Origin of the sequence: Lysinibacillus sp. ZYM-1, from assembly GCF_001308875.1 — a bacterium.
Lineage (GTDB): Bacteria > Bacillota > Bacilli > Bacillales_A > Planococcaceae > Lysinibacillus.
In genome coordinates this window covers 1-18,315 of sequence record NZ_KQ465159.1, presented here as the reverse complement: position 1 = coordinate 18,315, position 18,315 = coordinate 1, and the positions used below count along the sequence as shown (strand labels likewise).

Sequence of the window (18,315 nt, the reverse complement as noted above, 5' to 3'; positions counted from 1 at the left end):
GCCCGTAGTGGAAATCAACGGCTTTACTTTATTTCATTGTAAAAGAAAAAAGACTATAGGCAAACTCTCAAATTTTTTGAGTTTGTCTACAGTCTGAAAGCCCTACTATATGTAGGGCTTTTTCATCTTTATCCATATCTTGAGAATAATTTTTATGCTCTAGCATTTTGCTTCACAAATACTTGAATTATAATTATTTGCATTAAAATTTAAATGACTTACTTTTTCCTCCTTTGCCCAATTAACAACGTAATTTGTGCCATGGTAAATGGTAATGAAGATTTCTTTCGATACGCTACATACTTTGGTATCCAAAAATCCGCATATTTTAATTTAAAGTTTTTTAATCCTTTAAAATGATAGAAGTACTGTCCATGTAAAAATATTTGTGCAGCTATTTTTTCACTTAAAAAGGAATATCTAGACTGTCCGACATTGGATAAAGGCGACATTCCCATATTAAAGACACGATAGCCCTCTGATTTTGCCCATTCAAACAGTGAAAGAAAAATAAAATCCATTGTTCCAGATGGTGAGCCTGGTTTAAAACGCATAAGATCTACTGAAACTTTTTCACCATTATCATACATCGGCATGATACTAGCAAAGCCAAACGTTCCTTTTGCTCCGCGTAAAACGGCAATGTTTGAGGTGCTTAAATAGTGTTCATCAAAAAAACCAAGTGAAAAACCTTTCTCTGCCCTCCCCTGCAACCATTTTGCGGATATCTCTTTCAATTCCTTCATGACTTCCTGAGAATAAGGCGGACTTAGTATTTCCACATTATAATTTTCTCGTTCAAATTTATTTTTTATCGCTCGACTACTCTTCATTTCTTTACCTGTAAATGTAAATTTCTCTAAATCTACGAATGCCTCCTCGCCGAGCTTAAAAAAGCTATACCCATACTCGTGCAAAGCAGAAAAAATTTTATTGTTAATTTCATAAAAGACGGGTGTATAACCGTGCCTATCGGCCAATTCCAAAAACTCTTGGATAGCAGATAACAAATCAGATTCATCTCCTACCGGGTCTCCAAGAACGATAATCTTATCCGCATAAATTTGATAAGAGAATAAAACTGTACCTTTTTTATTCCAATGTACAAATTTATCATGCAAAAAAATTAAATGAGAATACTCAGTTCCTTTATAGGTCATCAAATGATTTTTGATAGCCCCCTCTTGCTCAACAGACAAAAGTTTTATCATTTTCTTAGGTGTACGAATAAAATAACCAATATAAAAAATAACAATGGCAATAAGAATGCCGATTATAGCACTATAAAATAGATCTTGATAATCGGTGATAATATAGTCCTGTAGGGTACTAGGAAAATGAATCTTGGCAGAAGGTAAATTTACATAACCAATCAACACATACATCGCTGTAATAACTGTCACTATAGCAAGATCAAGTATGGCGATTCCCCATGTCAAAACATAGCTTTCTCGATAAAATTGCTTTTTAGACACTATTAATAACGCTGCAACAATCACTAAAAAAATGGCTTCCTCATAATCAAGGCCCTTAAAAATAGAAAATAGCGCTGAACTGCTCAGTACAACGATCGCAAGCTGGTACGCCCTTTTTACTTTATATTTTATCCCCCTACATAACCCTAAGAGGATAAAGCCAGCTGCTACCGTCATTTGATGTGAAACATTCATAATTGGAGAGGATAAAAATTCCTGAGCTATTTTAAGGCGACTTAAAACCCCTGGCATTGCTGCAGATAGTAATAAAATAATGCCTGATATAAACACCAATATTGTTAATAGCATGTGACTAAGCTTCTGAAAAATTATATTGGGTAAGTCATCCCAAGATTGATTCCAACGTATCCAATATTCTTTAATAAATAAGAGAGAGGAGACCAAAAAAGGTAGCACAAAGTAGCCAACACGGTACAAAATTAATAGGAACAACACTTTTTCATCAGCAATTCCAATACTTTGTGTACCCCATAAAAAAACGAGATCAAATGAGCCAACTCCACCAGGTATCATACTAACTATTCCTGCACTAGAAGCAATTAAAAATATGGGAATTAACGCGGATAATTCTATTGGAATCTTCAAAATGAGCGTTAATATCCAAATGACTAAAAATACAGCAAGCCACTCAGCTACCGAAGTTATCATTAATTGAAGTGATATTTTTGGCTTTATAGAACTTTCCTTTTTATAGCGAATAATATGCATAGCTAAAAAAACTGGTACATATAGGCTAACAAGAATAACTGCAATGGATAACCAACGTTCTTCCTTCAGCAATGGGAAATCCCAAAAGAATATATACATAATCCAGGTTAAGAGCGAAATCCCTGTTAAATAAAACAGTGTTACCGTAGCAATACTTTTTATCACGCCTTCCTTATCCTCTTTATATTTGGAATAGAAGTAATCCCTCAAGAATATACCGACTAGACCACCAAAGCCAATAAGATTGGCAAAAGTATTTACGATAAATGAATGATTGAGTAAATTACGTTTATTGATATTGATTCCTAATATTTTTACTAAAATAACATCATAAAATATCATCGGTGTAATCGCAAAAAAGGTGATGAGAAAAATCAATAAAAGCTCCCATAGCTGTAGTTCACCCACTTCTTTTCGAAGTAAATGAACATCTATTCCACTCACTGATTGTTGAATTTCATAAATAGCTATCGCCATAAGTACTATTGGAAATAGAATCTTCAAAAATTTCAATAGTGCCTCTTTTCGAACGTTAAACATATGCCTAACCTACTCCCCATAAGCTTTCTTAAATCTTTAAATTATCTATACTAGAAATCAGTTCTACTTTTCAAGGTAAATGACTATTTCCATATTGTAACGTATTCTCTGCTATATGTGTTGTCAAAGCAAGGAACTACTATTCACACTAATAGACAAACTATGGAACACTTCAGCACTCACCCTTACCTTAGAAGTTTTCTATTCCATAACCAAAAGAAAATGATCATTTTCATTCCTCTATACTATAGAGAAGTAAAAATGATCATATGTAATACGGACAAAAGCTTTACTAATTGATTTAATATTTTATACAAACAGCTAGTCCTTGTTGTTTTTATCAAAGCTTAATACATCTTCTTCAAAATATGGTTTGAAAATCTGATTTAACTAAAACCTATTTTCATTAAATATAATAACGATGAATTGGACGGCCAACACTTCCATATTGTATATCTACTTTTAATAGATTTTGCTTTTCTAAAAAGTCTAGATAGCGTCTAGCTGTAACACGAGCTGTACCTATATAAGTAGATACCTCCTCCGCAGATACTGCCCCACCACTTTTTTGAATATACGCAAGCACCTTATCTAAGGTAGCTCGATTAAACCCTTTTGGTAGTTCTTCTATAATAATTGCATCCATTCCTGTTGAAATTGCAACTTGCTCGGGAATACGCTGTTGCATTAAATGATCGACATCATGTTGGGTTAAATCCTGCATACCCTTTATTTTCTTTCTGTAGTTTTGATAATTTTTGAGAGTCTGCTCAATCCGCTCAAACGTAAAAGGCTTCATAATATAATCATAGACACCTAAGTGTAAAATACGCTGCACAGTGGGCATATCGTTCGCAGCAGTTACAGCAATAACATCAACAGGAAGATGCTCCTCTCGGATTTTACCTAACGTAATAATGCCATCTTGCTCTGGCATAAAAATATCCATAAAGACAATCTCCGGTGTTAATTGCCTAATCTTTTGAATTCCCTCAATACCATTGCTAGCATAGCCGATTAATGAAAAGCCCCTGATTTGCTCAATAAACTGCCTGTTCACTTCACGTACCATTGGATCATCTTCAATTAGTAAGACATTTATTACATCCATCTATTCTTCTCCTAACTCAAATAAGATTAAGAAACTTGTTCCTTTCATAAATTCACTTACTACTTCAATATCTCCATTTCCTTTTCTGACTATTTCATGTATTAAATGCAAGCCAATGCCCCTATTTTCACTAGCCTTTGTCGAAAATCCATTTTCAAACATCCGATCTTGCACCTCTTTGGACATTCCAATTCCATTATCAGAAACTGCTATCGCTAATACGCCATCATGCTCATCTACAGAGATAGCTACATATTTATCTTCTTTTGAAAGGACATTTAAAGCCTCAAAAGCATTTTCGATTAAATTCCCAAGTAAAACAACAAAATCATGATGATCTAATAGAGGCGGAAAGCGTTTAAAATGACTTTTTCGATCAACCTCAACCTCAATCCCTAATTCTTTGCCATAGCTTACCTTACTTAATAATAAACCCGAAATATTTTCATTATGAAAGCGTTCGTTTAAAAACTTCGTTAATGATGCTTCATTTTCAGTAGTCACTGTAACATACTCAAGTGCTTGCTTTGTATGTCCCAATTGCAGAAGACCTGCAATTGTATGAATCTTGTTTTTATGCTCATGGGTTTGTACACGTAATGCTTGAACAAAGGCTTTCACACCCGTTACTTCCTCTGCAAGCTTTTTCACAGCTGTTAAATCCTTAAACATGGCAACTGCACCAACTAGATCACCATTTACAATAATTGGTACACGATTACTTAAAATACTATGATGATTAATGTAAAGTTCTTGATCATAAACAGGTGTTGCCGTTTCAACAATTTCAGGCAGACGGGTATCTGGCAATACATCATAAATCTTTTGACCAATACAGTCCTCTATTTTTCTAGTGACGCCTAAAATGGCAGCGGCTTTTTCATTAAAAATGGTTATATTCATTTCCTTATCAACCGCTATTATTCCCTCATGCATCGCATTAAAGGTTTCTGTTCTTTCCACATACATCTTTGCAATTTCATGAGGTTCCAGCCCAAACATTTGTTTTTTTATATGTCGTCCAAGTGTATATGCGCCCAAAATACTGAAAATCAGCGATATGACAATCGTTATCATAATTTCTCGCTCATAACTTTGTAGCATTACTATGGATGTGATAGTTTAATACGTTCCATATTCATCACAACAATATACTCGGCCTTATTAATTACCCTAATACCATCTACAATTTTATTGATATTTTTTGAGGCTTCTTTTATATTGCCATTTTTCAAATGTACACTAAGCTCTGGTACATTTGATACAGTTCGTGCAACAAGCATTGCACGCTGACCAAAATCTTTTTCTTGTTCAGATAATACGTTACCGAGTACAAAAATACCACCTAGTAAAAAGGAGAGTGCAATGATTAAAAATGTCACTAACAGTATTTTGCCGTTTACAGGCATTTTCATCATTAAAAATCCCTTCCTTTCCAATTCGCATTCTCATAATCAGTAGCACACATATTTATGATATGTTTTTAAGATTATCTGCAAAAAATTCTTTTGACAACACCTTTAGTCTACATAAGTAGCAGAAAATATTGAATTTAATGAACAATATTACAAACAGATAATTTAAAATCAATTTTTTTATTACTCTATGTTTTTGTATTATAACAATAATTAATTAACTTTAACGTACCATAACAGAGAAAAATATTGATATTACTATATTTATATGTGAATGTAAGGAAATGTACTTAATGAACGTTATGTTTCTTATTTTCTAAATCTCTTTTTCTTAGAAGTATTCGCTATGATATGTCTAGTGAAAACGATACCAAAGAGTAAATTTAGAAAAGAGGTAGCAGAAAATGAAATTACTGAAAAATTTGACTGTTCAGGTTATAGTGGCTATCATCCTTGGGATTATTGTGGGGGCCATTTTCCCAGAGTTCGGTGCCAGCTTAAAAATCTTAGCAGACCTATTCATTAAATTAATTAAAATGTTAATTGCCCCAATTATCTTCCTAACAGTGGTTATCGGAATTGGTAGTATGGGAGATATGAAAAAGGTCGGGAAAATTGGAGGTAAGGCATTACTTTACTTCGAAATAGTTTCCACAATTGCCCTAGCAATCGGAATTGCTGTTGCTTTAATCGTAAGCCCTGGTACAGGTTTAGATACATCAGGTGCATCTGATGCTGATATTTCTAAATATACAACCGCTGCGGCTGAATCTGAGCAGGGCTTGGGTGCATTCATTTCTAGTATTATTCCAGAAAATGTAGTTGGTGCATTGGCAACTGGTCAACTATTACCAGTACTATTCTCAGCTATTTTATTTGGCTTAGCAGCTGCCTCGATTGGAGCACCTGCAAAACCAGTAATCACATTTTTTGAGCAAGTAGCAGAGATATTCTTCAAAATTGTAAGTATGGTCATGAAAATATCACCAATCGGAGCTTTTGGTGCAATGGCCTATACAATTGGTAATTTTGGTTTAAAATCTTTAGGTAATCTAGGTCTATTAATGGCTGCTGTGTATATTACAATGTTTTTATTTGTTGTCTTTATTTTAGGTGCCATTGCAAAGTTCTTTGGATTTAATATCTTTAAATTTATCGCATACATCAAAGATGAGATTTTCTTAGTTATCGGTACATCCTCTTCTGAATCAGCTCTTCCATCTATGATGCGAAAGCTCGAGAATTATGGTTGCTCAAAGCAGGTTGTAGGTTTAGTCGTTCCTACTGGTTACTCCTTCAACCTTGATGGGACTTCTATCTACCTATCAATGGCTGCATTGTTTATTGCACAAGCATATGGAATGGAACTAACTTGGATTCAAATCATTACACTACTTGGGATTTTAATGATTACTTCTAAAGGTGCAGCGGGAGTAACAGGTTCAGGGTTTATCACATTAGCAGCCACTTTAGCTGCCTTCCCAATGATTCCAGTGGAAGGAATAGCACTTTTAATCGGTGTTGATCGTTTTATGTCTGAGGCTCGTGCTGTAACAAATTTAATTGGTAATGGTGTAGCCTGTGTTGTAGTGTCTAAATCTGAAAAAGAGTTTGATGTAACTATGGAAGAACGTGCACTTCAAGGAAAGGCCACTATTGTATCCTAAGAAAAGGGGGGAGTGATGACAGCCATTGCTGTTTCACTACCCTTTTCATTTCATCCAAGGTTTTTTCTATTTAGCAGGCAAACCACAAACGAATAGTCTTCACTATCACCAAAAACTATCATTTTTAAACTCTAGTAAAAAGGTGAAAGTTTAAAGTAAGAGGTGATCATAAATGACTAATAAAAAACATGCTAAAACGCGTAATACAAATAACCCCGATGTGTTGGACACAGCGAAAGAGAGTATTTTTGATAAACATGAGGATATGAAAACAGTTGATCCAATACCTGTCGAAGAACTGAATGAAAAAGTAAAGGATGAACAACAAAAAACAAAAACAAAGAACTCCTCTGCTACCGCTAAACGCTATCAGTAAAATGAGATTTAGCACAGCATAGAGGGTATCCACAGATGATTAGTATTCATTAATCGACATTTTATAAAAAGTTGACCCAATTTCATTCCCGGGTCAACTTTTTTATATACTATAAATATGAAGGGAGGAAAATATATGAAAAATAATGTACCTATTTTGAAAACGGAAAGGCTACTTTTAAGACCTGTTACAACTCAGGATATAGAAGCCATGTTCGTTTATGCTTCTCGGGATAGTGTAGCACGTTATGTAACATGGCAAGCACATACAAGTATAGAGGATACTAAAGCTTTTGTTACGTTGATATTAAGTGGGTACCAACAAGGCAATCATTTGCTTTGGGGAATTGAATATTGTGGAACGCTAATTGGGACAATCGACTTTGTTACGATTAATGATACACATAAATTTGCGGAAATCGGTTATGTTCTTTCGGAAGATTATTGGAATAAAGGAATTACAACGGAAGCAACAAAAAAGTTGATTGACTTCGGTTTTAAGGAATTGAATCTGGTGCGTATTCAAGCAAGATGCTTTGAAGAAAACATTGGCTCTCAAAAAGTTATGGAGAAATCAGGGATGCAGTTTGAGGGGCTATTACGTAAAAGTATGTTCGTCAAAGAGCAATATCAAAATGTGAAAATATACGCTATAACCGATGATGATTATAGGAATCCATAACAAACAAAGCCTTGCAAAATTAGCAAGGCTTACTACTTACAACCATTTTTCGATACAATAGATCTTTTTAGCTGTTGCATCTAGCCTCACGCGTTTACCGATCGCTATCGGGTGCATAGGATGTGTATGACATATATCCACATCTGCCAAAATAGGTATGATCATATCATCCAATTGTTCTAGTAAAATATCATATGGCTGTCGTCCAGTTCCTAGGTCATCGTAACATTCATGTTTGCCCAAAATAATACCACTTACTTTGTGAAAGACTCCATGCAATTTGAGCATCGCAAAATTCTTTTCAACAGTTGCTGCATCTTTCATGCAATCTTCCATTAATAAAATGTCCCCTTCAGCAATTTCTGGGAAATAAGGAGTACCAATAAAACCATACATGGCATTAACATTTCCTCCGATTAGCCTACCTTCTACAACTCCCTCTCGTACTGTTAACCATTCATTCTTTGTTAACCTTTTCTCCACTGTTTTCTCTAGCCAATTGACAGGCTCATCCGACCAGTAAGGAGGCTTTTGAATTTCATAAGGAACTGCCTGAGGTTGGAAGAAATAATCCTCAAAAAACTTGTAGGTGTCATTGACTAAAGGCTCAAACTCTCCAAAGGAAGGCACTAATGCTGGACCATAAAAAGTTGAAATATTTGTCTTTGCATAAAGCGCCAGTAAAATGGCCGTTGCATCAGAGTAACCTACAACGATTTTAGGATGACGACGAAAAGCCTCATAATCAATATAAGGTAGCATACTATTGGAATTAGTGCCCCCTATCGTAGACATAATAATATCCACATGAGGATTGCGGAGTAATTCATTTAATTCTTCTGCACGTTCTTTTGGTGAACCTGAGCGATAATAATCGGATCTACCAGTAAGGGAACCTGCTACAATGTGAAAATTTCTCTCTTCCAGAAATGCTTTTGCACGCTCATAACGTTTCAAAGCGTTAAACGTTGCTGGAGAGGAAGGTGAATAAATACCGATGTTAATCATCTATATGTTCCTTTCCTTATACTAATTTTGACATGTAATACTCATTGATATATTGTCCATCCACATACAAGGAATCCCGTTTCGTTCCCTCAATCTCAAAGCCCATTTTCTTATATAAAGCAATCCCAGCTTCATTATTTTCCATAACCGTTAATTCGAGACGATGGATACTATTATCTTTGGCCCAATTTTCTACGTGGCTAAATAAGGCCGTCCCGATTTTTCTCCCCCTATAGTCACTATGTATGCCAATGACAAGATAAACACGGTGGGCAAGTCTAGATGGTTCATTACCTTGTGCAACTAAGTAAGCGACCACTTTCTCATCTATCTCACCTACGAATAAAGCTGAATGGGTGCTATGATAAAGCTTTTCTATATAATTTGCAAATTGCTCGGGCTCAATTTTTCGCTCACCGGGTCCAAATAACATAAGATTGGATGCCTCCGCATTTGTCATAACAGCTATAATTTGCACACTATCATTTCGTGTTGCTGCTCGTATCCTCATTTAAAGTACCTCACTTCCAAATATTTGTTAGTTCAACCATCTACACTGTTAAAACTTTGGCACTTCGACTTGGAGCGATAATACGAATCTCATCAGCAATCGCTATTTTTGAGGAATTCGCATATTTTCTCTTCCCTTCTAATAACTTTGAATTTTAGCAACTAATTTTTCATTGTTAAAGTGAAGTGTCTCTGTATCATAAAGCGTATACGCCTGCACTGTTGAATAATTTTCCACCCAATTATCAAATAGCTTGCTTCGCTCTTGATCATCATAATGTGGACACACTGTTCCTGATAGTATACCTAGTCCGTTGTATTCCTCATAATCATTGTTTTTATTTTCACTAAAACATATGTCAAACCAACACATTGCACCAGCACTGTTGCCAGCTAAAATAACACCGCTTTTATAAGCTTCCTTCAACAGCTCGTCGAAATGATAGGCATGCCATTTTTCAAGAAGAAACTTGGTATTCCCACCACCTACATAAATAATGTCCTGGGCCAATAATTTCTCTCGAATATTTATGTCACGCATATCCTCTTGTAAAATATGAGTTGCCTCACAATGTGTAAATGCTGAATAAAACTTATCGATATATCCCTGTGCATCATTACTTGCTGTAGGGATAAAACAAATTTTGATTCGTTCATTTGTATTAATTTGGCGCAAAATATAATCATCGATAAACGATGGGGTTTGTTGAGAAAATCCTCCGCTGGATATGGCAATGATTTGTCTTGTTACATCACCTGTTTTTCTTAATTCGTATACGGCTTGTTCCTGACCGAATCTTTCAAGCACTTGTACTTTGTTCATCCCTAACTTTTCAAGTAAGCGACAAGATGCACGATTAGCTGTTTGTGTCTCTGCCACGATTGAGGATATATTTAAGTAATTTAAGCCCTCCTCAATCACTTGCGTAAGAACTTCAAACGCTAACCCCCTCCCCCAATACTGGGGAAGAAATTGATAGGAAAGTTCATACATCTCTTGATCATGATATTCATCGATTGATACAAGACCTATAAATTCCCCTGTCGTCTTTAATGAGATATAGAAATATATATTTGGAAATGGTGCTTCTAGCATGCCTCTAAAGGAAGTCTCTATATAGCTTTCTTGAGGAACTCCCCCAAGATACGTTCTGACCTTTTCATTTGAGTAGAGCTCCTGAATATCTATGTAGTGTTCGGGTTGTATACGTTCGATCACACAGTTACTTGACATAAACTTCAATCATTTTACCCCCTTCTTTATGTCAAAGTTTAATCGAATTATCATACTGAAATCAAACATTTTTCCTAAATATTACCTATAGGTATACAAAAAAGTAGTGACCAGCTCTAACTGCTGTGTCACTACCTTCACTATTAATGTTGATATTCCTCAAGTAAACGCTGTGTATTGGTCGATTGTTCTAGTGCCCTTTTCTCTTTAGCCCAATAAATCAAATATTGCTTGTCACCGATAGTAAAGACCATTTGTTGCAATTCTTCGTCTAATTCAGAACTAATCGCAACTTTTAAAATGTCCACTTCATAAAGCTGTTTGTCCTTTATTTTATAAACAATGTGATAGGCAGGCTTTTCTTCAAAGATTGTTCTTTCTTTTTTAGAAAGTTTCTTTATATGGCTTAATGGGTATTTCTCAATAAATTCTTTAGCTTCGTCGTTGGTCGCCTGAAATAAAGATTGTTCCCCTTTGAATAATTCAACCGAATCAATTTTTGTAGCTTGATCTATAATAAGAGAAATCGCTTCATTCTCATTTTTTTCACGTGATTGCACCGTAAAAGCACCAATCAGTAAAATAGCCGCAAATATAATAAGTCTCCATCTTCGTTTAGTCATTGTCTGTTACCCATTCAATGCCTTTTTAACAAATCGATTGATATCAACATCAGCACCAATCACAAGCATAATATCTCCCAATAAAATCTTATCACTTGCCTGTGGCGATACGATTATATCCGCTCCACGTTTAAGACCTACAATGTTAATACCATACTTTGCTCGAATATCTAAATCCATAATAGAATATCCAGCTATCGCATCATTTGCCTTTAATTCCATAATAGAGTGTTCATCTGAAAGCTCTAAATAATCTAGTACTGTATTGGATAGCATATTATTAGCAATACGAATACCCATATCCCTTTCTGGATGGACCACAAAGTCAGCACCGATTTTACGCAATACTTTTTCATGGTAATCATTTTGAGCCTTTACTGTAATTTGCTCCACACCAATTTCTTTTAAAATAATCGTTGTTAAGATACTAGCCTGAATATCTTCCCCGATTGCTACAATCACATGCTCAAAATTACGGATACCTAATGAATTTAGTACCGATTCATCTGTTGAATCTGCAATGACAGCTTGTGTAGCAATAGAAGCAAATTCGTCTACACGCTCTGAGGAATGGTCGATTGCCATCACTTGAGCACCTTGACTCATTAATTCACGTACAATACTTCCACCAAAACGTCCAAGCCCTATGACCGCAAACTCTTTTTTCATCATAAAAAATCCCTCCGAAAACTACTATATCATCATTGTAGCGTATTCTCGGCGATATGTATTGTCAAAACAAGAGCCTATTCGTCATTGCTCGGTAACTCTCAAAACATAAAAAAAGACGAGGACCTAAATCCCCGTCATACCTTACTGTTATTATTCAGCGTTACGCATTTCATCCAGCACGCGATTTACACGTTTTTCTAGCATCTTCATACCGCTACCACCAGCTTGCATATGACGCAGCTGACCATCTTTATCAAACACAAAGTAAGCAGGTACATATTGGTTTTCAAAAGCATCTGTTAACTTCATTTCGCTATCCACAAAGATTGGTTGCACAATGTCATGCTCAGCAGCAACTGCTTTAATTGTTTCTAAATCAGTATCTGCTTCAGAACGTGGCATATGTACTGCTACAACATTTAGTTCATCTTTATATTGATCACGGAAATTATTAACATCAGGCATAGCTTCTTTACATAAATGACAGCTCACTGACCAGAAATGAATTAATGTTGGTTTTTTTCCTACTAATTCTGCTTTTGTTGCTTCTCCATTTAACCAAGTCGTTGCGCCAATTAGTTCAGGCATTTGTTCACGAAGTTTCATAAAAATCCTCCTCTAATATATTGTTTGTCTTCAGTGGTTTTAGATTAGGTCGAAAAATCTACCAAAAATCTATTACAATCTAAGGGAAAGTAAATTAACATTCATTCGTCAATTCACTTAAAAGTCCCCACAAACATGTCGTGGGGACTCTTTATTTGTTAATTAATGACTCAACCCTATTTTATTATAGAGTTGCTTGACCTGGACGCCAGTTTGCTGGGCAAAGACCGCCAGTTTGTAATGCTTGAAGTACACGTAACGTTTCATCAACATCACGACCGATGTTATTATCGAATACTGTTTGGTATTTTAATTCGCCTTCTGGGTTAATGATGAATAAACCGCGTAATGCGATACCTTCTTCTTCAATTAAAACACCGTACTCTTTAGATACTTGGTGGTTTGTATCAGCCGCTAATGGATATTTTAATTCGCCAAGACCATTTTGAGTGCGGTCAGTATTAATCCATGCTAAGTGAGTATGGATTGTATCAGTAGAAACACCGATTACTTCTGCATCTAAGTCTTCGAACTCGTCATAACGATCGCTCATTGCAGTGATTTCTGTTGGACATACGAATGTGAAGTCCATTGGATAGAAGAAAAGTACTGTCCATTTATCTTGTGCTTTAATATCTTCTAATGATACTTTCCCAAATGATTTGTCTGAAAGTACTGCTTCCATTGTAAAGTCAGGTGCTTGTTTACCTACCATGCGTTCTGCCATAATAAATCCCTCCGAATAAATATGTAGTTTATATATTCCATTCGCACAAGCGAACTCGTCTTCTACGATAGCAGAGTAAACGTAGTTTTTCAAACAAGTAAGCTTCGCCCACTTACACGATTGAAGTGCCAAGACAAAAAATCGTCAAATACGAAATTAAAATTACTGCTATAACTTATTTATTAGCTATCTTTGCCAACAATATTCTCCCCTATACAATTTTTTTCTCCACTTCATTTATGACTTATTTTTCAATATTTTATAGCTATTTTTTTCATAAAAAACGATTGCAAATTTTTTATTATTATGTATAATTGTAATGGTTTTAGTAAACTAAAAGTTTCGTTAAAGTAAACTTCATATTTCAAAAGTTTATGATTGCTAAACTTCTTCTAGGAGGGAAAAGATGCAAATAGGAGCAAAAATTAAGGGGCTTCGTTTAAAAAAAGGTCTTACCCAAGAGGAACTTGGAGAACGTACAGATTTAAGCAAAGGTTATATTTCCCAATTAGAACGTGATTTGAATTCACCTTCTATTGAAACACTCTTTTCGATACTAGAAGTGTTAGGGTCAACACCTAAGGAATTTTTTGATGATGAATCACCTGAACAAAAGGTTGTTTATACAGATGAAGATCAATCCACCTTTTCGGATGAAGAAAAAAAATACGAAATTCAATGGCTCATCCCTACATCCAACGAAAAAGAAATGGAGCCTATTTTCTTAACTTTTGAAGCTAATGGCGAATTCAAACAATTTGAGCCATCACTCTCAGAAACATTTATTTATGTAGTCAAAGGGCGTATTCGTCTCGTTTTAGGGAATGAACAATATATCGCAAGTGAAGGCAATGCTCTTTATTTTGACGCGACAGATCATCATCAAATTTTTAATGCACATGCTGCTGAAACGAAAATTTTACTCGTTGCAACGGATTCATATTTATAGCTTAAGGAGGCGCATCAATGACAATGAATTCCATTATCCGTTTTGAAAATGTTTCAAAGTCTTATAGTGACGGAACAGTCGTCTTAAAGAATATCAACTTAGAGCTCGAAAAGGGCAAATTTTATACACTCCTTGGTCCGTCTGGTTGTGGGAAAACAACTATTTTACGAATTATTGCTGGATTCACAGAACCTACAACAGGGGATGTGTTTTTCCATGATAAAAAAATAAATTCTGTTCCTGCCAATGAACGTCAAGTGAATACTGTTTTTCAAGATTATGCTTTATTCCCACATTTAAATGTATTTGAAAATGTCGCTTTTGGACTCCGCATTAAGAAGTTATCTGAAAAGGAAATAAAAGAGCGTGTCGCTGAAGCTCTAAAATTTGTAAATTTAGCAGGCTATGGCAACCGTGAAATCTCTGAAATGTCCGGTGGTCAACGTCAACGTGTCGCGATTGCACGTGCCATTGTCAACGACCCTGAAGTTATTTTACTGGATGAGCCACTTTCAGCATTAGACTTAAAGTTACGTACAGAAATGCAATACGAATTGCGTGAATTACAGCAACGTCTTGGCAAAACATTTGTTTTCGTTACTCATGATCAGGAGGAAGCACTTGCCATGAGTGATGAAATTTTTGTCTTAAGTGAAGGACAAATTCAGCAATCCGGTACACCAGTAGATATTTACGATGAACCGATTAATCGCTTCGTGGCAGATTTTATTGGTGAATCTAATATAGTACCTGGAGTTATGATTGAGGATTTCAAGGTTGAATTTGCTGGTAAGGTTTTCGAATGTGTTGACCAAGGGATGAAACCAAATGAGAAAATTGATATTGTTATTCGTCCAGAAGATTTAGAAATGACGACTATTGATAAAGGGAAACTTGTGGTAAAAGTAGATACACAATTATTCCGGGGCGTACATTATGAATTATCTACGTATGATAAAGATGGCAATGAGTGGCTAGTCCATTCATTGAAAAAAGCTGAAGTAGGGACAGAAATTGGCTTAGACTTTGATTCAGAGGCGATTCATGTAATGCGCTTAAATGAAACAGAGGAAGAGTTCGATAAACGATTAGAATCGTACGGAGACGAAGAAGATGCAAACTAAGACATCGAAATCAGCGTTATTTCCATATGTTTTATGGATTGCCTTTTTCGTTATCGCGCCGATTGCACTCGTTGTTTATTATTCCCTACTTGATTTACATGGCAATTTCACGCTCGATAATTATAAAGCGTTCTTTACTTCTGTTTACTTAAAAATGACATTAAGCTCTTTCTGGTATGCATTTTTAATTACCTTCTTTACTTTATTAATTTCATACCCGACTGCTTACTTTTTAACGAAAACAAAGCATAAACAACTTTGGCTTCTGCTTATTATTATTCCTTCATGGATTAATCTATTATTAAAAACATATGCCTTTATCGGCATCTTTGGCTTATACGGTCCGCTAAATGCATTTATTGAAGTATTTGGCTTCGATCCTAAGCAAATGCTCTTTACAGATATTAGCTTTGTCTTTGTGTCCGTGTATATTTTTATTCCATTTATGATTTTACCGATTTTCAATTCTTTAGATCGCTTAAACCCAACACTCATTTATGCGTCTCGTGATTTAGGGGCATCTGCCTTTACAACTTTCCGTCGCGTTGTTTTACCATTAACAATGGATGGCGTTAAATCAGGTATTCAGGTTGTCTTTATCCCTGCTCTTTCACTTTTCATGATTACTCGCTTAATTGCAGGAAATCGTGTAATCACGCTTGGTACAGCTATTGAGCAGCAATTCCTTGTGACACAAAACTGGGGAATGGGTTCGACTATTGCAGTATTCTTAATTTTATTTATGGTGATCATTATGCTTATTACGGGGCAAAAAGATAAAGGAGGTCGCGTACGATGAACAAACTTTCTGCATCAGCCAAAGTCTATTTAACGATTGTTTTTATCGTTCTGTATGCACCAATCTTCTATTTAATTTTTTACTCGTTCAATAGTGGTGGCTCCATGAATAACTTTGAGTCCTTTACTTTCGAGCATTATCAGGCTGTTTTTGAAGATTCACGACTACTTGTTATTTTAATTAATACTGTTATCGTAGCATTACTTTCTGCTCTGATTTCTACTATTATTGGGACACTAGGAGCAATCGGTATCGTGACAGTAAGGGATTCAAAAATGCGCAATACGTTATTATCCTTAAACAATGTCTTAATCGTCAGCCCCGATGTCATCATTGGTGCAAGCTTTTTAATCTTATTTACAATGGTTGGCATAAAATTGGGCTTTGCTTCGGTATTATTAGCACACGTGGCGTTTAGTGTACCGATTGTAGTGTTAATGGTTTTACCTAAACTGCTAGAAATGAATAATTCACTTATCGATGCTGCCTTAGATTTAGGAGCAACAAAAAAGGATGTTATGATGCGTGTCATTTTACCTTATATTCAGCCAGGTATTTTTGCAGGATTCTTCCTGGCCCTTACGTATTCATTAGATGATTTTGCCGTGACATTTTTCGTAACTGGCAATGGCTTCAGTACATTATCCGTTGAAATCTACTCAATGGCTCGTGCAGGAATATCTCTAACAGTTAACGCTATTTCTGGTTTAGTATTCTTTGTGACAGTTTTAGTTGTGGTTGGTTATTACTTCATTACAAGTCGCACAAGTAAAAGAACGGAGGGACAACAATGAAGTCATTAATTCAAGCAACCATCGCTATCCTTGTTGTTTCTGCCCTTTTATTCTATGCTGCTGACGCCTTGAGTGCAGGTGGCGGTAAAAGTGGAAAAAACACTTTAACTATTTTTAACTGGGGAGAGTATATTGACCCTGATTTATTGAAAGAGTTTGAAAAAGAAACAGGCATTCATGTCATCTATGAAACATTTGACTCCAATGAAGCCATGATGACAAAAATACAACAAGGCGGTACAGCGTACGATATTGCTGTCCCTTCTGAATATATGATTGAAAAAATGAAGGAAGATAATTTATTGATTCCTTTAGACAAAACGAAAATCCCAAATTTTAAAAATATCGATCCTTATTTTCTAGATTTACCATTCGATGATGACAATAAATATTCAGTTCCTTACTTCTGGGGAACAGTTGGAATTGTCTATAATCCAAAACTAGTTGGGAATTTAGATTTCTCTTCTTGGGACGATTTATGGGACCCTTCATTAAAAAGAAAAGTCTTTTTAGTAGATGGCGCCCGTGAGGTTATTGGAATGGGCTTAAACAGCCTTGGACACTCATTGAATTCATTGAATGATCAAGAACTGCGGGAAGCAACCGACAAGTTGATCACACTTGCACCAAATGTAAAAGCTATCATTGGAGATGAAATTACTCCATTAATGATCAATAATGAAGCAACTGTAGCTCTCACTTGGTCTGGTCAGGCAGCAGACATGATGTCTGAAAATGAAGATTTGGATTTTGCTGTACCTGAAGAAGGCTCCAATTTATGGTTCGATAATATGGTTATCCCAAAAACATCGAAAAATATCGATGGTGCACATGCCTTTATTAATTTTATGCTAAGTGCTAAATCTGGTGCTCAAAATGCTGATTATGTTGGCTACTCTACGCCAAATATCGCTGCCATGGACTTAATGGATGAAGAGGTTGTTACCGATGAACGTTACTACCCTTCAGAAGAACAACGCGATACATTAGAAGTCTACAAAAACTTAGGGCCAGATTATTTAGGGAAATATAATGAATTGTTTTTAGAATTTAAAATGAGTATTCGATAAATATTAAAGATGAAAAACAATATGTTTTTCCTCCCAGAGTGTCGACCATAAAGTTAGACACGGTTATTTTATTAGGCAAGCCTGAGTAAAATGAGTTCGGTATTGCACGAGGACACTGAAAAACTTACGTTTTTTATAACTCTTGGTTTTTTAGACAAAAACAAGGCACATTCCGTTCGATTTGAACAGAATGTGCCTTCTTTCC

The 18,315-nt window shown here is 35.5% G+C and carries 17 protein-coding genes and 1 pseudogene; 8 read left to right on the top strand and 10 right to left on the bottom strand.

Translation table 11 applies throughout. The features are described from left to right. Positions 1-218 precede the first annotated feature (218 nt). From mprF to AO843_RS22885, 3 genes and pseudogenes are all read right to left on the bottom strand, one after another. On the bottom strand, positions 219-2,744 hold the full coding sequence (mprF, locus tag AO843_RS22895) for a bifunctional lysylphosphatidylglycerol flippase/synthetase MprF (protein WP_054613364.1): 2,526 nt from the start codon (positions 2,742-2,744) through the stop codon (positions 219-221). 406 nt (positions 2,745-3,150) lie between these two features. Further along, complete coding sequence (locus AO843_RS22890) at positions 3,151-3,855, bottom strand: response regulator (protein WP_054613363.1); 705 nt, start codon at positions 3,853-3,855, stop codon at positions 3,151-3,153. Then, positions 3,856-5,273, bottom strand: a pseudogene (locus AO843_RS22885) (ATP-binding protein). It lies immediately after the preceding gene. A gap of 401 nt (positions 5,274-5,674) precedes the next feature. Here AO843_RS22885 and AO843_RS22880 point away from each other — a divergent pair. The 3 genes from AO843_RS22880 to AO843_RS22870 all read left to right on the top strand — a co-directional run bounded on the left by AO843_RS22880 (position 5,675) and on the right by AO843_RS22870 (position 7,994). Then, positions 5,675-6,937: a dicarboxylate/amino acid:cation symporter gene (locus tag AO843_RS22880; protein ID WP_054613362.1), complete on the top strand. Its 1,263-nt coding sequence runs from the start codon at positions 5,675-5,677 to the stop codon at positions 6,935-6,937. Between the two features lie 172 nt (positions 6,938-7,109). Then, entirely contained in the window at positions 7,110-7,313 is a 204-nt protein-coding gene (locus AO843_RS22875) for a hypothetical protein (protein WP_054613361.1), read from the top strand. 135 nt (positions 7,314-7,448) lie between these two features. Beyond that, entirely contained in the window at positions 7,449-7,994 is a 546-nt protein-coding gene (locus AO843_RS22870; protein ID WP_156314025.1) for a GNAT family N-acetyltransferase, read from the top strand. A 36-nt stretch (positions 7,995-8,030) separates the two neighbouring features. On the opposite strand, the gene AO843_RS22865 is transcribed toward AO843_RS22870, so the two are convergent. The 7 genes from AO843_RS22865 to AO843_RS22835 form a co-directional block, all read right to left on the bottom strand. Next, positions 8,031-9,002 (bottom strand): S66 family peptidase, encoded by a 972-nt coding sequence (locus tag AO843_RS22865; RefSeq protein WP_054613359.1) that lies wholly within the window; start codon positions 9,000-9,002, stop codon positions 8,031-8,033. Positions 9,003-9,018: 16 nt separating this feature from the next. After that, positions 9,019-9,513, bottom strand: a complete 495-nt coding sequence (locus tag AO843_RS22860; protein WP_054613358.1) for a GNAT family N-acetyltransferase — start codon at positions 9,511-9,513, stop codon at positions 9,019-9,021. Between the two features lie 138 nt (positions 9,514-9,651). Then, complete coding sequence (locus tag AO843_RS22855; RefSeq protein ID WP_197278991.1) at positions 9,652-10,746, bottom strand: GNAT family N-acetyltransferase; 1,095 nt, start codon at positions 10,744-10,746, stop codon at positions 9,652-9,654. 143 nt (positions 10,747-10,889) lie between these two features. Further along, positions 10,890-11,369, bottom strand: a complete 480-nt coding sequence (locus AO843_RS22850) for a hypothetical protein (RefSeq protein ID WP_054613356.1) — start codon at positions 11,367-11,369, stop codon at positions 10,890-10,892. A 6-nt stretch (positions 11,370-11,375) separates the two neighbouring features. After that, entirely contained in the window at positions 11,376-12,038 is a 663-nt protein-coding gene (locus AO843_RS22845) for a potassium channel family protein (RefSeq protein WP_031418843.1), read from the bottom strand. A 153-nt stretch (positions 12,039-12,191) separates the two neighbouring features. Then, on the bottom strand, positions 12,192-12,647 hold the full coding sequence (locus AO843_RS22840; RefSeq protein ID WP_054613355.1) for a TlpA family protein disulfide reductase: 456 nt from the start codon (positions 12,645-12,647) through the stop codon (positions 12,192-12,194). Positions 12,648-12,831: 184 nt separating this feature from the next. Beyond that, positions 12,832-13,374, bottom strand: coding sequence for a peroxiredoxin (locus tag AO843_RS22835; RefSeq protein WP_004224676.1), 543 nt, complete (start codon positions 13,372-13,374; stop codon positions 12,832-12,834). Between the two features lie 406 nt (positions 13,375-13,780). Here AO843_RS22835 and AO843_RS22830 point away from each other — a divergent pair, with 406 nt between their 5' ends. The 5 genes from AO843_RS22830 to AO843_RS22810 are packed head-to-tail and all read left to right on the top strand — an operon-like array spanning position 13,781 to position 18,110. Further along, positions 13,781-14,323, top strand: coding sequence for a helix-turn-helix domain-containing protein (locus AO843_RS22830; RefSeq protein WP_054613354.1), 543 nt, complete (start codon positions 13,781-13,783; stop codon positions 14,321-14,323). Between the two features lie 17 nt (positions 14,324-14,340). Continuing rightward, the gene (locus AO843_RS22825; protein ID WP_054613353.1) at positions 14,341-15,447 is read left to right on the top strand and encodes an ABC transporter ATP-binding protein; all 1,107 of its coding nucleotides are present in this window, start codon (positions 14,341-14,343) and stop codon (positions 15,445-15,447) included. Next, on the top strand, positions 15,437-16,246 hold the full coding sequence (locus AO843_RS22820; protein ID WP_054613352.1) for an ABC transporter permease: 810 nt from the start codon (positions 15,437-15,439) through the stop codon (positions 16,244-16,246). The genes AO843_RS22825 and AO843_RS22820 overlap by 11 nt, the downstream gene beginning before the upstream one ends. Then, complete coding sequence (locus AO843_RS22815; protein WP_054613351.1) at positions 16,243-17,040, top strand: ABC transporter permease; 798 nt, start codon at positions 16,243-16,245, stop codon at positions 17,038-17,040. Before AO843_RS22820 ends, AO843_RS22815 begins: the two co-directional genes overlap by 4 nt. Beyond that, positions 17,037-18,110, top strand: coding sequence for an ABC transporter substrate-binding protein (locus AO843_RS22810; RefSeq protein WP_054613350.1), 1,074 nt, complete (start codon positions 17,037-17,039; stop codon positions 18,108-18,110). The genes AO843_RS22815 and AO843_RS22810 overlap by 4 nt, the downstream gene beginning before the upstream one ends. Positions 18,111-18,315 lie beyond the last annotated feature (205 nt).

What these genes read in the sequence shown, in the direction of transcription:
- AO843_RS22890 (WP_054613363.1), bottom strand. Translation starts at nt 3,855, where the DNA reads ATGGATGTAATAAATGTCTTACTAATTGAAGATGATCCAATGGTACGT.
- AO843_RS22870 (WP_156314025.1), top strand. Translation starts at nt 7,449, where the DNA reads ATGAAAAATAATGTACCTATTTTGAAAACGGAAAGGCTACTTTTAAGA.
- AO843_RS22835 (WP_004224676.1), bottom strand. Translation starts at nt 13,374, where the DNA reads ATGGCAGAACGCATGGTAGGTAAACAAGCACCTGACTTTACAATGGAA.
- mprF (WP_054613364.1), bottom strand. Translation starts at nt 2,744, where the DNA reads ATGTTTAACGTTCGAAAAGAGGCACTATTGAAATTTTTGAAGATTCTA.
- AO843_RS22840 (WP_054613355.1), bottom strand. Translation starts at nt 12,647, where the DNA reads ATGAAACTTCGTGAACAAATGCCTGAACTAATTGGCGCAACGACTTGG.
- AO843_RS22865 (WP_054613359.1), bottom strand. Translation starts at nt 9,002, where the DNA reads ATGATTAACATCGGTATTTATTCACCTTCCTCTCCAGCAACGTTTAAC.
- AO843_RS22830 (WP_054613354.1), top strand. Translation starts at nt 13,781, where the DNA reads ATGCAAATAGGAGCAAAAATTAAGGGGCTTCGTTTAAAAAAAGGTCTT.
- AO843_RS22810 (WP_054613350.1), top strand. Translation starts at nt 17,037, where the DNA reads ATGAAGTCATTAATTCAAGCAACCATCGCTATCCTTGTTGTTTCTGCC.
- AO843_RS22880 (WP_054613362.1), top strand. Translation starts at nt 5,675, where the DNA reads ATGAAATTACTGAAAAATTTGACTGTTCAGGTTATAGTGGCTATCATC.
- AO843_RS22815 (WP_054613351.1), top strand. Translation starts at nt 16,243, where the DNA reads ATGAACAAACTTTCTGCATCAGCCAAAGTCTATTTAACGATTGTTTTT.
- AO843_RS22860 (WP_054613358.1), bottom strand. Translation starts at nt 9,513, where the DNA reads ATGAGGATACGAGCAGCAACACGAAATGATAGTGTGCAAATTATAGCT.
- AO843_RS22875 (WP_054613361.1), top strand. Translation starts at nt 7,110, where the DNA reads ATGACTAATAAAAAACATGCTAAAACGCGTAATACAAATAACCCCGAT.
- AO843_RS22825 (WP_054613353.1), top strand. Translation starts at nt 14,341, where the DNA reads ATGACAATGAATTCCATTATCCGTTTTGAAAATGTTTCAAAGTCTTAT.
- AO843_RS22855 (WP_197278991.1), bottom strand. Translation starts at nt 10,746, where the DNA reads ATGTCAAGTAACTGTGTGATCGAACGTATACAACCCGAACACTACATA.
- AO843_RS22850 (WP_054613356.1), bottom strand. Translation starts at nt 11,369, where the DNA reads ATGACTAAACGAAGATGGAGACTTATTATATTTGCGGCTATTTTACTG.
- AO843_RS22820 (WP_054613352.1), top strand. Translation starts at nt 15,437, where the DNA reads ATGCAAACTAAGACATCGAAATCAGCGTTATTTCCATATGTTTTATGG.
- AO843_RS22845 (WP_031418843.1), bottom strand. Translation starts at nt 12,038, where the DNA reads ATGAAAAAAGAGTTTGCGGTCATAGGGCTTGGACGTTTTGGTGGAAGT.